Annotated in this window: 11 protein-coding genes; 2 read left to right on the top strand and 9 right to left on the bottom strand. The window is 74.8% G+C overall.

From position 1 onward, the window contains the following. Positions 1-28 precede the first annotated feature (28 nt). Positions 29-907 (bottom strand): alpha/beta fold hydrolase, encoded by an 879-nt coding sequence (locus CKY47_RS21425; RefSeq protein ID WP_371320715.1) that lies wholly within the window; start codon positions 905-907, stop codon positions 29-31. A 115-nt stretch (positions 908-1,022) separates the two neighbouring features. Between CKY47_RS21425 and CKY47_RS21430 the strand changes: the two genes are divergently transcribed. Further along, positions 1,023-4,187, top strand: coding sequence for an ATP-binding protein (locus CKY47_RS21430; RefSeq protein ID WP_306747709.1), 3,165 nt, complete (start codon positions 1,023-1,025; stop codon positions 4,185-4,187). Here the strand turns inward: CKY47_RS21430 and CKY47_RS21435 are convergent. The 5 genes from CKY47_RS21435 to CKY47_RS21455 form a co-directional block, all read right to left on the bottom strand. Then, complete coding sequence (locus CKY47_RS21435) at positions 4,184-4,603, bottom strand: protein-tyrosine phosphatase family protein (RefSeq protein WP_371320720.1); 420 nt, start codon at positions 4,601-4,603, stop codon at positions 4,184-4,186. The two genes, CKY47_RS21430 and CKY47_RS21435, sit on opposite strands and share 4 nt — an antisense overlap. A gap of 2,539 nt (positions 4,604-7,142) precedes the next feature. Next, a complete protein-coding gene (arfA, locus tag CKY47_RS21440; RefSeq protein WP_306747710.1) occupies positions 7,143-8,645 on the bottom strand; it encodes an arabinosylfuranosidase ArfA in 1,503 nt (500 codons plus the stop codon). A gap of 7 nt (positions 8,646-8,652) precedes the next feature. Then, positions 8,653-9,495, bottom strand: a complete 843-nt coding sequence (locus CKY47_RS21445) for a carbohydrate ABC transporter permease (protein WP_306747711.1) — start codon at positions 9,493-9,495, stop codon at positions 8,653-8,655. Beyond that, the gene (locus CKY47_RS21450) at positions 9,492-10,391 is read right to left on the bottom strand and encodes a carbohydrate ABC transporter permease (protein WP_306747712.1); all 900 of its coding nucleotides are present in this window, start codon (positions 10,389-10,391) and stop codon (positions 9,492-9,494) included. The genes CKY47_RS21445 and CKY47_RS21450 overlap by 4 nt, the downstream gene beginning before the upstream one ends. Further along, positions 10,388-11,737 (bottom strand): ABC transporter substrate-binding protein, encoded by a 1,350-nt coding sequence (locus CKY47_RS21455; protein ID WP_306747713.1) that lies wholly within the window; start codon positions 11,735-11,737, stop codon positions 10,388-10,390. Before CKY47_RS21455 ends, CKY47_RS21450 begins: the two co-directional genes overlap by 4 nt. A gap of 296 nt (positions 11,738-12,033) precedes the next feature. Here CKY47_RS21455 and CKY47_RS21460 point away from each other — a divergent pair, with 296 nt between their 5' ends. Then, complete coding sequence (locus CKY47_RS21460; protein ID WP_306747714.1) at positions 12,034-13,053, top strand: LacI family DNA-binding transcriptional regulator; 1,020 nt, start codon at positions 12,034-12,036, stop codon at positions 13,051-13,053. Positions 13,054-13,056: 3 nt separating this feature from the next. On the opposite strand, the gene CKY47_RS21465 is transcribed toward CKY47_RS21460, so the two are convergent. The 3 genes from CKY47_RS21465 to CKY47_RS21475 form a co-directional block, all read right to left on the bottom strand. Beyond that, entirely contained in the window at positions 13,057-13,668 is a 612-nt protein-coding gene (locus tag CKY47_RS21465) for a histidine phosphatase family protein (RefSeq protein WP_306747715.1), read from the bottom strand. A 77-nt stretch (positions 13,669-13,745) separates the two neighbouring features. After that, positions 13,746-13,988: a DUF6343 family protein gene (locus CKY47_RS21470; protein WP_306747716.1), complete on the bottom strand. Its 243-nt coding sequence runs from the start codon at positions 13,986-13,988 to the stop codon at positions 13,746-13,748. Positions 13,989-13,991: 3 nt separating this feature from the next. Then, the gene (locus CKY47_RS21475; RefSeq protein WP_306747717.1) at positions 13,992-14,903 is read right to left on the bottom strand and encodes a universal stress protein; all 912 of its coding nucleotides are present in this window, start codon (positions 14,901-14,903) and stop codon (positions 13,992-13,994) included. Positions 14,904-14,986: the final 83 nt, after the last annotated feature.

Consider the following 14,986-nt stretch of genomic DNA (forward strand, 5'->3'; position numbering starts at 1 on the left):
CCGGGCGCCCGGGCGCAGGGCCGCGGGGCTACCTCGCCAGCAGGTCCCGCAACGCCTTCACCACGTCCGCCGGGGCCTCCTCGGCCATGAAGTGCCCGCACGTCACGGTCCGGTGGTCGAGGTCCGGCGCCCACGCCCGCCACCGGGCGGCGGCGTCGAAACCGAGGGCCGCGCCCCAGTCCTGCTGGAGCACGGTCACCGGCATCCGCAGCACCGTGCCCGACTCCAGGTCCGCCCGGTCGTGCGCCACGTCGACGCCCGCCGACGCGCGGTAGTCCGCCACGATCGACGGGATCGCCTCGCGCGAGGCCCGCAGGTACTCGGCCCGCACGTCCGCCGGGATGGCGTCCGGGTCGGTGGCCCAGATGTCGAGGAAGTGGCCGAAGAACTCGTCCGCCGCGCCGGCGATCATCGCCTCCGGCAGGCCGGGCGGCTGCGCCATCAGGTAGAGGTGGAAGCCGACCGCCGCGCTCGTGCCGCGCATCACGTCCCACGTGTCCAGCGTCGGCAGCACGTCCAGCGACGCCAGGTGGGTGACCGCCTCCGGGTGGTCGAGGCCGGTCCGGATCGCGACCAGCGCGCCCCGGTCGTGCCCGGCCAGCGCGAACCGCTCGTGGCCGAGCGCACGGGCCAGCGCCACCACGTCCCGGCCCATCGTGCGCTTCGAGTACGCGTGGCCGTCCGGGTCGGCGGGCTTGTCGCTCGCCCCGTAACCGCGCAGGTCGGGAACGATCACGGTGTGGTCGGCGGCCAGGTCGGCGGCGACGTGCCGCCACATCAGGTGGGTCTGCGGGAAGCCGTGCAGCAGCACGACGGGACTGCCCGAGCCGCCGACGGCGACGTGCAGCGACACGCCGTCGGCGACGGTGACGCGCTGCTCGGTGAACCCGGTGGTCATGGGGGGCATGGGGACTCCTTCGTGGTCGTGGACCCAGCCTGCGGGCCGCCGGTCAGCACCCGGTCAGCGTCGGATCAGCACGGCCCGGCGCCCTGGTGGGCGGCCACGTAGGTTGGTCCCCGCGATGGTGGAGTTCCGGGTGTTGGGGCCGGTGGTGGCCGAGGACGCGCGCGGGCCGGTCGACCTCAAGGGGCCGCGGCACCGCGCCGTGCTGGCGCGCCTGCTGGTCGCGCGGGGACGGGTGGTGCCGGTCGCGCGGCTGGTCGACGACCTGTGGGAGGACGACGCGCCGGGCGGTGCGGTCGGCGCCGTGCAGACGTTCGTCGGCGCGCTGCGCAAAGCCCTGGAACCGGACCGACCGCCCCGGACGCCCGCGCGCCTGCTCGTCACCGCCGCACCCGGTTACGCGTTGCGGGCCGAGGCCCGGGCGGTGGACGCGTGGCGCTTCGAGGCGGCGGTCACGTCGGCGGCGCGGCTGGTGGAGGACGAGCCAGGGGAGGCCCGGGCGCTGCTGGACGAGGCGCTCGCGCTGTGGCGGGGACCGGCGTACGCCGAGTTCGCCGACCGGGCGTGGGCGCGCGGCGAGGCGGAGCGGCTGGCCGAACTGCGGTTGTCGGGGGTGGAGCTGAGGGCGTCGGCAGCCCTGGCCCTGGGGGCGGCGGCCGAGTCGGTGCCGGAGCTGCGGGCGCACGTCGCGGCGAACCCGCTGCGCGAGGACGGGCGCGGGCTGCTGGCCCTGGCGCTCTACCGGGCGGGCCGGCAGGGCGAGGCGCTGGCCGAGCTGCGGTCGGCGCGCGAGGTGCTGCGGGCCGAGCTGGGGGTGGACCCGGGACCGGCGTTGCGCCGGCTGGAGGCGGACGTGCTCGCCCAGGCCCCGCACCTCGTGCCGCCGCTCGCGGACCGGCGCGCACCGGCGGGATCGCCGACCGGTGGTGCGCGGACGGCCGGCTCCCGCACCCGGCCCGGTCCCGGGCAGCCGTTCGTGGGGCGGGCGGAGGAGCTGGCCGAACTGGAGCGCGCGGCGGCGGAGGGGCGGCGGCTGGTGCTGCTCTCCGGCGCGGCCGGCGCGGGCAAGACCGCGTTGGCCGGGGCCTTCGCGGAACGCCAGGCGGCCTCCGGCCGGCGGGTCGCCTGGGGCGCGTGCCCCGAACTGCCCGGCGTGCCCGCCGCCTGGCCGTGGACGCAGGTGCGCGAAGCGCTCGGGTCGGAGGACGTGCCCGCCGGATCGCGGTTCGAACGCCACCGCGCCGCCGCCGCGGCCGTCGCCGGCCTCGGGCCGGCGCTGCTGGTGCTCGACGACCTGCACTGGGCCGACGAGGAGACGCTGGCCCTGCTGGCCACCCTGGTCACCGACCCGGCCGCCGGGCAGGCGCTGGTCGTCGGCACCTACCGCTCCACCGACCTCTCACCGGCGCTGACCGAGGCGCTGGGCCGGCTCGCCCGCGCCGAACCCGTCCGCGTCTACCTGGGCGGGCTGACCGGACCGCAGGTGCGGGAACTGGTGCGCGCCACCGCCGACCGGGAGCCGACGCCCGCCGAGGCCCGCGCGATCCACCGGCGCAGCGGCGGCAACCCGTTCTTCGTGCGTGAGCTGACCCGGCTGTGGCGGACCGGGGGCGACGCCGTGCTGCACGCCGTGCCGACCGGCGTCCGCGACGTGATCCGGCACCGCCTGGCGGCACTCGCCGAAACGGCCCGCACCCACCTGCGGCAGGCCGCGGTCCTCGGCCAGGACGTCGACCTGGACGTCCTGGTGCGACTCGCGGGCGACGAGGAGGGCGTGCTGACCTCGGTGGAGACCGCGCTGGCCGCGGGCTTCCTGGTGGAGCGGGACGCCGACCACGTGCGGTTCGCGCACGCGCTGGTGCGGGAAGCGCTCTACGAGGACACCACGCTCGCCCGCCGCGCCCGGCTGCACCTCGCCGTCGCCGACGTCCTCGAAGCGACCCGGCCCGACGAGGTCGAGGCCATCGCCCACCACCTGCTGCGCGCGGGCGGCAGGGCCGCGCCGGACCGCACCGCCCGCCACGCCCGCGCCGCCGCCGAACGCGCCGAACACCGCTTCGCCCCGCACGAGGCGGCCCGCCTGTGGCGCGCGGTCCTGGACCTGGCGGACGGCGACCGCACGGACGGCGGCCACACCGGCGGCGGGGACCGCCTCGACGCCCTCGTGGGCCTGGTCCGGACGCTTTCCGTCGCCGGTGACCTGCCGGCCGCCCGCCGGTACCGCGCCGAAGCCGTCACCGCGGCCGAGGCGCTGGGCGACCCGGTGCGCACGGCCGCCGTGATCGGGACGTCCGACGTGCCCGCGATCTGGACCACCAACGACGACGAGGCCCTGTCGGCACGCCTCGTCACGGCAGCCGGGCGCACCCTCGCCGCCCTCCCCGCCGGGCACGACGGCGACCGCGCCCGCCTGCTCGCCACCACCGCGCTGGAAAGCCGGGCCGACACCACGCGCCGCGGGGCGGACGCCGCCCGGGAAGCCGAGCGGATCGCCCGGGACCTGGACGACCCGCTCCTCCTCGCCACGGCCCTCAACGGCCGCTTCCTCCACACGTGCCACCGCGCGGGCCTGGCGCCGGAACGCGCCCGGATCGGCGCCGAACTGGAAGCCCTGGCAGTCCGCCACCACCTGGTCACCCACGAGGTCCTGGCCCACCTGGTGCTGCTCCAGGCCCACGCCGCACGGGCCGACCTGCCCACCGCCGACCACCACGCCGCCGCGGCCGACGCCCTGGCCGCCCGCCACGACCTCCCGCTGGTCGCCGTCTTCACCGACTGGTACGCCGCCCTGCGCCTGGCGATCACCGGTCACCACGACGAGGCCGCGGCCGCCTACCGGGCCGCCGCCGCGCGCCTGCCGTCCACCGGCATGCCCGGCCTGTCCGCCGGACTGCTCCCGCTGGCCCTGCTGACCCTGGACATCCGACAGCCGGACGCCGACTGGGGCCCGTACGAACCGTGGACCCGACCGGCGGCCGACATCCCCGACCCGCCGCACGACCTGCTGCTGGAAGCCAGGCTCTGCCTCCACGCCCGAGCCGCCGTCGCCGCCGACGACCACCCGGCCATGACCCGCCTGCACGCCGCCCTGCTCCCGGCGCGGGACGAACTGGCGGGCGCGGGCAGTGGCCTGCTCACCCTCGGACCGGTCGCCCGGTACCTCGGCGACCTGGCCGGGGCGCTGGGCGACCACGACCAGGCCGCCGCCCACTACCGCCGCGCCGAGGAGGTGGCCCGCAAGGCGGGTGCCCCGCACTGGGCCACCGCCGTCCGGGACCGCTAGCGGAAGCGCGTGACGAACCGCTTCTGCCAGGGCGTTTCCACCGCTCGCCGCGCGTAGTGGGTCCGCACGTACGCGACCGCCTCAGCCGCGGGCACGCCGTCGAGCACCGCCAGGCACGCCAGCGCGGTGCCCGTGCGGCCCATGCCCCCGCCGCACGCGACCTCGACGCGTTCGGTCCCGGCCCTCGACAGCACGTCACGCAGCGCCGTCGCGAGCGCGGCCGGGTCGGACGGCAGCCGGAAGTCCGGCCACCGCACCCACGTGCGCCGCCAGGTCGTCTCCGGCGGCTCCGACCCCAGCAGGTACAGGCCGAACTGCGGTTCCGGGCCGTCCGGCAGCGGTCGGCGCAGCCCGCGGCCGCGCACGAGCTTCCCGGACGGCAGGCGCAGCACTCCCGGTGCGGTCGCATCCCACATCGAATCCCCCATTCGTTGGTGCGGGAGCACGATTCTGGACCACCGCGCCCGGCACCCCGGCACGGGGACGCGCCCGGCACCGGAGCGGACCCCGAAGTCGTGACAGGACACCCGGACGGCGCGTCGCCGCAGGTAGACGCCCTGGAATGGAATATTTCGGCTGCTCCGTGCGGGTGCACGTGCAGATGCACGGCAACCGGTCCGCCGTACCGGCCTTACCCTCGTCACGTGAACAGCGAGCCGCTGCCCGTCGCGGTGCCGCAGCAGACGCGTGCCGGGTCGACCACCGCCCACGGCCGGGGGCCTGCGCCGGACCCGACCGCGGTGCTGGCGTCCGCCGTGGACTCCGCCATCGCCGCCCTGTCCCCGCGCGTCCTGCGCGACGCGGAAGCGGGGCCGGTCCTCGAATCGATGCTGGCCGCCTTCGCCGAGGCGGTGGCGCCGGTGCAGGCCGGGCTGGTCGTCAGATCCCCGGCCGACCCGCTCACCCTGGTCCAGGGCTACCTGGGCAACGCCTTCACGCACGCCGCCGGCGGCGACCCGGACGCCACGCGTGCCGCCCTCATCGCCGCCCGCGCCGCCTTGGCCCACCTGGTGGACGACGGCCGGGACGACGAGGCCGGGAACTGGCGGTTCTGACCTACAGACCGCCCGGGCCGTTCCACGGGGAGCGCCCCGGGGGATCGGGCTCGTCGATCTCCGGGGCGGGGGATCGGCCGGCGGGGAGAGGTCGGTCGGCAGCGGCGCGTTCCGCAAGAAGTCCAACCACCCCGCGCGAGCCGGTTCGGGCACACCGGTGGCCACGTCGAGGGCCTCGGTCAGCTTCCAGGTCACCGTGGGACCCACGAGGTCCTTGCCGAGCATCTCGCGCGCGGCCCGGCACTCCCCGAGACGGTCGTCCAGCGCGCAGGACACGACACCGGTGGCGCGCACCCCTTGCGCGAGCAGGGTCAGGGGCACCGCGCCGAGCATCAGGCGGCCCGCCACCTCGCCGATGGGGTGGGCCACGGCCTCCGGCAGCCCGACGATGCCGGTGGTGCACCAGGCGATGCCCTTCCGCACCGATTCCGGCGCGAAGGCGAGCCCGTTCGCGATCTCGCACAGCGTGCCGCACCGGGGCGCGTCGCCGAGGCAGGAACTCACGATCGTCCCGACCTCGCGGCCGATCGCCGTGGGCACAGCCTGCTCGACTCCCAGGGTGACCATGTCGCCACCCGCCTTGACGCCGATCTCCAGCCGCCTCTCCCGATCGTCCGGGAGGTCCAGCGCGGCTGGTGGGACGTGGCGGACCGAGGGGGCGGAAGCGCCGGTGCACGGTGATGTCCCCTTCACCCCGCGCAGCCGGTCCGCCGTGACAACACCGCACGACGCGCAGCCGGGACCGATCCCGCGCACCTCCAGCGTCCCGTCGGGGCGCCCGCTCAACAGCCACAGCGACACGCAGTCCACGCAGCAGAACAGGTCCGATCCGGTTCCGTCGTCCGCCGCGTCCGACTCGGAGAGGCGTGCGGCGACGTGGGGCCCCGGCTCGGTGGCGGCCAGTGCCTCCCGGAGGACCATCGAGAGCACCCGCTCGACCGGGACCTCGTGGGAGAGGCCGGGCTCCACCAGGTCGTGGGCGCACCGGCACGGCGGGAGCCCTTCTTCGCCGGCGCAGGCGAGGACACCGATCACGCGCAGGGCCTGCGCGAGCGGCAGGAGGGCCGGCGTCGCCACCGCGGAGACCGCGCGGGCCAGGGGCTCCGGTGGTCCGGCGAGGTCGGTGGCGCACCAGGTGATGCCACCCGCGGCCGGGGCGCGCACCGGGGTGAGTCCGTTCGCCATCGCGGCGAACGCGGGACACGACCGGCCGCTGGCGGAGCCGGTGGTCCGGTCCGCGACCGCGTGGACGACGACCGCGTCCGCCCCCGCCAGGTGGGCCGCGAACGCCACGGCGTTGCCCGGCGACCACCGGCTGGAGTCCCCCTCCGGCGGCGGGGCGGACGGACGGGCCGGCTCGTTGCCGGGGACCACCGGGGCCGTCTTCGCGTGCCACAAGCGGGCCGGGGTGTCCTCGCCGCACGAGGCGCACCCGTCCGGGCCGCACAGGTGGCGCGCCCGGCTGGTCCGGTCAGGGCGCGTGCTCAGCAACCACGACGAGCCGCACGCCGTGCAGCGGAACAGGTCCGACGACGTCGCGTCGTCCTGCGCGGCCTCGGCCGCCGCCAGCTCCGCCGAACGGCGCTCCAGCTCCGCGAGCGCCGCCTGCGACCCGGCCGCCCGGCGGTGGGCGTCGGCGTCGTCGGCGCGCAGGCCGGCGACGACGGCCTCCAGCTCGCCGACCCGCCGCCGCGGGCCGTCGAGCCGCTCGTCGCACTCGCGGAGCAGCCGCTGCCGCACCTCCTCCACGATCTGCCGGTCGGCGCGCGACCTCTCGGCCACGGCGAGGGACACTGCCTGCTCCACGCCGCGCCGGAACGGGCCGAACCTGGTGAGGAGGGCCTACAGCCATCCGTCCACCCGGCCACCGTAACGAGGGGCGCAACGCACGACGGCGGTCTCAGCCCCGCCGGGCCAGCCGGATGACGTGCCACGACACCGGGGGCAGGGTCGCGCGCAGGACGCCGTCCACCACGGCGGTGGACGACGGGGTCGGGGTGACGCGGTCCGGTTCCGCCGCGCTGTTGGTCGCGGTCGTGTCCTCGTCGTGCAGGCCCCACGCCTCGACCACCTCCACCTCGCCCAGCGCGGCCAGCGGCACGGTCAGCTCGACCGGTTCGGACAGGTGCCGGTTGACGACGAACAGCACCGTGCCGCCGTCGGCGGAGTGCGTGGCGACCGCGTCCACCGCGGGCACGTCGCCGTAGCGCGCGGTGGGCACGGTGGGGGAGTCCACGGCCACCCGCAGCACGTCGCCGGCCGCCAGGCGCGAGGTCAGCGCGAACGGGTGGAACGTCGTCTGCCGCCACGCCGGTCCGCCGGGTTCGGCGCGGATCGGCGCGATCACGTTCACCAGCTGCGCCTGGCAGGCCACGGCCACCCGGTCGCTGTGGCGCAGCAGCGAGATCAGCAGGCTGCCGACGACCACCGCGTCGGTCACGTCGTAGACGTCCTCCAGCAGCGGCGGCGCGACCCGCCACTCGGTGGGCGGGTCGGCCTGGAACCGGCTCAGGTACCAGACGTTCCACTCGTCGAACGACAGGGTGATCCGCTTGTCGCTCTTGAGCCGCGCGCCCACCGCGTCCGCCGTCGCCGCCACCCGCTCGATGAAGTAGTCCATGTCCACGGCCGACGCGAGGAAGCTCGCCACGTCGCCGTCCAGCGGCTCGTAGTAGGCGTGCAGGGAGATGTGGTCCACCTGGTCGTAGGTCAACGCCAGGACGGTGTCCTCCCACGCGCCGAACGTCGGCATCGCCGAGTTGGAGCTGCCGCAGGCCACCAGCTCCAGGTCGGGTTCGGCCTGGCGCAGCGCCCGCGCCGTCTCGGCGGCCAGGCGGCCGTACTCGTGCGCGGTCTTGTGCCCGGTCTGCCACGGGCCGTCCATCTCGTTGCCCAGGCACCACAGCCGCACCCCGTGCGGCTCGGGCGAGCCGTTGGCGCGCCGCAGTTCCGACAGGTGCGTGCCGCCCTCGTGGTTGGCGTACTCGTGCACGTCGAGCGCCTCGGCCACGCCGCGCGTGCCGAGGTTCACCGCGTACATCACCTCGACGTCGGCCTTGCGCGCCCAGCGCGCGAACTCGTCCAGGCCCACCGCGTTGTCCTCGATGGAGCGCCACGCCAGGTCGCGTCGCGTCGGTCGGGAGGCGACCGGGCCGACGCCGTCCTCCCAGCGGTAGCCGGAGACGAAGTTGCCGCCCGGGTAGCGGACCACGGACACGCCCAGTTCGCGGGTCAGCTCCAGCACGTCACCGCGGAAGCCGTCCTCGTCGGCGGTCGGGTGACCGGGTTCGTGGATGCCCGTGCGGACGCACCGGCCGAGGTGCTCGACGAACGACCCGAACAGCCGGCGGCGCACGGGCCCGACCACGTGGTCGGGGCTCAGGGCGAGGGAAGCGGTGAGCATGGTCCTCCTACTTGAGTGCTCCCGCGCCGGCGCCGCTGCGCCAGAAGCGCTGGAGCAGGACGAAGGCGACGACGAGGGGGACGATCGCCAGCAGCGAGCCGGTGACGACCAGGTTGAACAGCACGCGCGTGCCGGCCTCCTGCTGCGCGGTGTTGAACCAGGTGGTCAACCCCACGGTGAGCGGGTACAGGTCGGCGTCGCTGAGCATGACCAGCGGCAGGAAGTAGTTGTTCCACGTCGCCACCAGGGTGAACAGGAAGACGGTGACGAGGGCGGGCCGCATCATCGGCAGCGCGATCCGCCAGAAGATCCGCAGCTCGCCCGCGCGGTCGATGCGCGCCGCTTCGAGCAGTTCCACCGGCACGCTCTCCGCGACGTACACCCTGATCAGGTAGGTGCCGAACGGGCTCAGCAGCGAGGGCAGGATGACCGCCCACACGGTGTCCACGACCTCCAGCTCGGACAGGATCAGGTACGTGGGCAGCACGAGCGCCGTCGCCGGCACCATGATCATGCCCAGCAGCGCGGTCTCGAACAGGCGCTTGCCCGGGAACGAGAACCGGGCCAGGCCGTAGCCGGCGAGCGCGGCGAGCGACGTCGCGCCCAGCGCGCTCACCCCGGAGTACAGCGCGGTGTTGGCGATCCAGCGGCCGTACGCGCCGTCGTCCTCGCGGAACAGCTGCCGCACGTTGTCCACCAGGCTGAACTCGTCGGCGAACCACAGCGCCGGGCTCGACAGCAGCCCCGGCTGGCTCTTGGTGGCCGCGACCACCACCCACAGCAGCGGGACCACGAAGTACACGATCCCCGCGAACATCAGCAGGTGCGGCAGCCTCGTGCGCGCGGTCACGGTCGGACTCCCCGGCGTCGGACGAACACCACGGCGTAGGCCACCACGAACACCAGGAACCCGAGCGCGAACGAGATGGCCGCCGAGTAGTGGAAGTCGGAGTAGGCGAACGCCTGGTTGTAGGCGTAGAGGTTCGGCGTGTAGCCGCTGGAGACCTGCGGCGCGAACCGGGCCATCACGTGCGGCTCGGTGAAGAACTGCATGGTGCCGATGACGGCGAAGATCGAGGCCAGGCCGATCGCCGACCGGATCGCCGGCACCTTCACCCGCAGCGCGAGCTGCACCTGCGACGCGCCGTCGATGACCGCCGCCTCGTACGTCTCGCGCGGCACGCCCTGGAGGGCCGAGTACAGGATGATCATGTTGTAGCCGGTCCAGGCCCAGGTGACGATGTTGCCCAGCGACAGCAGCAGCCACGACGTGCCGAAGAAGTCGACCGGCTCGCCGCCGAACCACGTGGGCACGTCCGCGAACGGCCCGAACGTGCGGCTGTAGAGGAAGCCCCACATGAGCGCGCCGATCACGGCGGGCACGGCGTACGGCATGAACGCCACCAGCCGGAACACCGCGGCGAACCGGGTCTTCACGGCGTCCAGCGCGAGCGCGCCGGCCAGCGCCACGCCCAGCATGACCGGGATCTGCACCGCCCCGAACAGGGCCACCCGCACCAGCCCGTCGAGCAGCACGGGGTCGGTGAACGCGCGGGCGTAGTTCTCCAGGCCGGTGAACCGCGTGCCCAGGGCGAGGCTGCGGCTGGACAGGCTCAGCCAGAACGCGTACCCCAGCGGCACCACCAGGAACGCGACGACCACGAGGAAGAACGGCAGCACGAACAACGCCCCGGCGACGGGGTGCGCGGTGACGCGCCGACGGGCCCCCACCCGCGCCCCCGTCACCGGTCGACCTTGAAGCCCTGCTGCTCGGCGTAGGCGACGACGTTCTCCTGCGTCGCCTCCAGCACCGTGCCCCACGGCCTGCTGCCCGCCACCGCCTCGGCCGCCCGGTCGTTCAGCTCGCCGAACACGAAGTCCTGGAACGGCGTGTACTGGAACTCGTCGAGCTTCTCCGACACCGGCACGAAGATCTCGTTCACCTTCTGGCCCGCGAAGAACTCGTAGGACTTGCCGGTGAACGCCGGGTCGGCCGCGACCTCCTTGACCAGCGGGTAGAGGAACGCCTTGTGCAACCCGACGTCCCACGCCTCCTTCGACCTCCCGAACAGCTCGCGCGCCACCTTCGTTGCCGCCTCCGGGTTCTTCGCCTGCTTGGTGACGGTGAACGTCGAGCCGCCCCAGTCGCCCTGCTCGTCCGCGCCCGCCGTCCACTGCGGCATCGGTGCGACCGCCCACTTGCCCGCCGTGTTCTTCAGCGACCCGGCGACGTAGCCGGGCGTCCAGCCCGCCGCGGCCCACGTCCAGTACTTGCCGGAGTCGAGCGCGGCGGTGGCGTCGGCGGTGAAGAACGGGTCGGTGGCCATGAGCCCCCGGCTGACCAGGTCGCCGTAGAAGTCGAACACCTTGCGGCACTCCGGCGCGGTCAGCGCGATCCGGACCCGGTCGCGCGCCTCGGCCTGCGAGTAGCCGTAGGGGCGGCACCCGGCCTGCCACATCAGGCCGTTGATCCAGCCGCCGTCGCTGCCGAAGCTCGCGACGAACGCGCCCGGGTCGACGGCCTTGATGCGCTCGGCGGCGACGCGGTACTCGTCCCAGGTGGTCGGCACCGGGATGCCGTGCCGGTCGAACAGGTCCTTGCGGTACATCAGCGCCATCGGGCCGCCGTCCACCGGGATCGCGTACACCCGGTCCCCGTCCGTGGCCTGGCTCCACGCCCACTCGGCGTACAGGGGCTCGTCGTCGTTCGCGCCGTACTGCCCCATGTCGACCAGGGCGTCGAGGATGATGAACGTGGGGATCTGCTGGAACTCCACCATCGCCACGTCCGGCGCGCCCTTGCCCGCGGTGAACGCGGTCTTCAGCTTGGCGTACTGGTCGGGTCCGGTGCCGACGTTGGTCCACTCGACCTGGACGTCGGTGTGGGAGGCGTTGAACGCCTCGACCACGCTCTTGAACTCGGGGTACCAGGCCCACACGGACACGCGCACCGGGCCGTCGTCGCTCGACGCGCCCCCGCAGCCGGCGACCGCGAGCAGACCGCCCGCGGCGAGCACGCGCACGAGCCTTCCCAACCGCTTGAGCATGGACAGCGCCTTTCCGCCGCGAACGGGCACGCGGCTGTTCGTCACGGCACGTGACCGCGACGGGAAGAGGGGAGGTGCTGCGGTGGTCCCGCGCGAGGGTGGCGGAACCGGTCGGGTGTTGCACCACGACCGCCGGGCTCGGTGGTCCACCGACCCTGGATGCCGCCGTGGCACCGGATTTTGCTGCGCTGCAAAGCACTATCCACCCCGTTTTGCCGCGCTGCAAGACCTGATACGTACGCCATTCGCACCAACCGCACGTCCTGCTTGTCGTGGGCGTCGGCCGGCGTGCACACTTCCGGCAACGACCGGGGCCCGTCCGGGCCGGGCGGAGGAGGACCATGCGCGACGCCACGCTGCGTGACGTTGCCTTGCTCGCGGGGGTGTCCCCGCGGACGGTGTCGAACGTGGTCAACGGCTATGCCCGCGTCACCGACCACACCCGCGCCAAGGTCGAGCGCGCCATCGCCGAACTGGGCTACCGGCCCAACGTGCTCGCCCGCAACCTCGTCTACGGCCGGTCCGGGCAGCTCGCGGTCGTCGTGCCCTACCTGGACACGCCGTACTTCGCCGAGCTGCTCCAGGCGATCATCCCGCGCGCCAGGGACCGCGGCTACAACGTGCTGATCGACCAGACCGACGGCGACCCGGAGCACGAGCGGGACCTGGTGCGCCGCGCCGGGCGCGCCCTGCTGTTCGACGGGATGATCTTCAGCCCGCTCGGCCTGTCCCAGGACGACCTGACCGCGGTGGACCCGTCGCTGCCGCTGGTCGTGCTCGGCGAACGCGTGTCGAACGGCGTGTTCGACCACGTCGGCATCGACGACGTGGCCGCCTCCCGAGAAGCGACCGCCCACCTGATCGGCCTGGGCAGGCGGCGCATCGCGGCCATCGGCGACCAGCCGTACCCGACGGGCGAGGCCGCGCAGCTGCGCACCCGCGGCTACCGGCAGGCGCACACCGACGCCGGGCTGCCGGTGGACGAATCGCTGGTCATCCCGACCCCGAGGTTCAACCGCGCGGACGGTTCGGGCGCCATGCGGCGGCTGCTCGACCGGCCCGACCCGCCGGACGCCGTGTTCTGCTACAGCGACCTGGTGGCGCTCGGCGCCCTGCACGTGGCGCTGGAACGCGGCCTGCGCGTGCCCGAGGACCTGGCGCTCATCGGGTACGACGACATCGAGGAGGGGCGCTACTCCAACCCGCCGATCAGCACGATCTCGCCCGACAAGGCGGCCATCGCCGCGACCGCGGTGGACCGCGTCCTGGACCGCATCGGCAGCACCGAGCCGCTGCCGGGGGTGGAGGTGCGCGCCGCCCACCGGCTGGTCCCCAGGCGCAGCACGGTGGGGCGGGGCTGAACCTCAGCCCGGGTGGGTGGTGTCGTCGAGGCGGACCAGCCGCCACGTCCCGCCGTCGTGCCGCCACTCGGTGACGGAGGCGAAGCCGGGGTCGACCCGCGTTCCGGTGCCGGGCCGGGGCACGGCGAACAGCACCAGGAACGCGACCACCGCGAACCCGGCGTGCGTGGCGGCCACGACGGTCCGACCCCGGTGCGCGGCGGCCAGGCCGTCGAGGGTGTCGCGGACGCGCGAGCCGAAGCCGTGCCAGGTCTCGCCACCGGGGCAGATCGGCCGGTCGGGTTCGGCGACCAGGTCGAACGGCTCGTAACGGGCGCGGAACTCCCCGCCGGTCAGCCCCTCGCCCTCGCCCAGTCGGAGTTCGGTGAGGCCGCGCTCCTCGACGAGCGGCGGCGCGCCGAGCGCGGGGCGCAGCAGTTCGGCGGTCTGCCGGGCACGAGCGGCCGGGCTGGTGAGCAGCACGTCGGCGCGCAGGCGTTCGGCGGCGAACCGGTCCCGCAGCGCCGCGACCTGGCGGCGGCCGAGGTCGGTGAGCCCGGGGCACCCGTGCTCGGCGGAGACGATGTCCCGGACCCGGTGCAGCGACTCGCCGTGGCGGACGAGGAGCAGGCGCATGACCGGAGAGGTCAACCCCGGCCCCTGTTCCCGGTCGGTCCTGTTCCCGGCCGGCCGGGGTCGCCGCCGACCCGGCGCTAGCCCGGGTCGCCGCGTCGCTTGCGGTGCACGACCCAGGCGAAGTCCACCACCAGCACGACGACCAGCACGGCGAGCAACCAGCCCAACCAGCCCAGGTCCGCGCGGAAGCACAACCAGGCCGCCACGCCGTTGAACACGATGCCGAACCCGGCCACCCACAACCGCAGGGTGAGCGCGCTGCGCGGTGGCGCGGGCGGCGGCAGTTCCTCGCCCATGCGGTGGGCCTCCCCGTCGGTCACGGCTCACTCCCCGTGCACGACGGCGACCGTGCAGGGCGCGTGGTAGACGACTGCGTGGCTCACCGAACCCAGCAGGGCCCGCCGCACCGCGCTGCGACCGCGACTGCCGACGACGAGCAGCGCCGCGCCGCGCGCCTGCTCCAGCAGGGCGTGCGCGGGGCTGTCGAACGCCACCGCCAGTTCGGCCTCCACCCGCGGGTACCGCTGCCGCCGCACGGCCAGTTCGCGCTCGACGACCTCGCCCGCCGCGACCCGCACCGCGTCCCAGTCGTGGTTCCAGCCCAGTTCGGGCACCGCCACCGGCATCACCGCGTCCGCCCACGCGTGCACCGCCACGACGCGGAGGCCGTGGCGGTCGGCGAAGTCGAACGCGAAGTCCGCGGCCCGTCCGCTCGACGGCGACCCGTCCACCCCGACCACGACCGCCTGCCCGAGCGCGCCGGAGTCCCGGACCACGACCGTCGGGCGGTCGCCCTGGTGCACGAGGTCGGCGGCCGTCGAGCCGAGCAGCGCCTTGGCCAGGCCCGTTCGCCCCGACCAGCCGACCACGACCAGCTCGGCGTCCGCGCCGACCTCCCGCAGCACCTCGGCGGGGCGTCCCGGCAGGAGGTGCGCCTCGACGTCGGGCACGAACTCCCGGCACTCGTCGGCGACCTCCTCCAGGTGGCTCTCGGCGAACGCGCGCACCGAGTCCTCGTCGACCACCTCGGGCAGCGGCGCGGCCCCGGCGGTGAACACCAGTTCGGGGAACGGCCCGTGCACCGCGGACACGACGACCAGCCGCAGCCCTCTGCCCGTCGCCTCCTGCGCCGCCCACAACGCCGCTGTTCGCGACTGCTCGGAGCCGTCCACCCCGACCACGACCGCCTGCCGACCGTCCACCGCCATGCGCACGTCCTCCTCCGGAGTCGCCACCCGGCTACCCCGGCGCGCGGAGCGGCAACCGCCTCGACCTCCGGCCGTGCCTCGACATCGCCGCAACTGCGGAGTTACAGTGC

The organism is Saccharothrix longispora (genome assembly GCF_030852425.1).
Lineage (GTDB): Bacteria > Actinomycetota > Actinomycetes > Mycobacteriales > Pseudonocardiaceae > Actinosynnema > Actinosynnema longispora.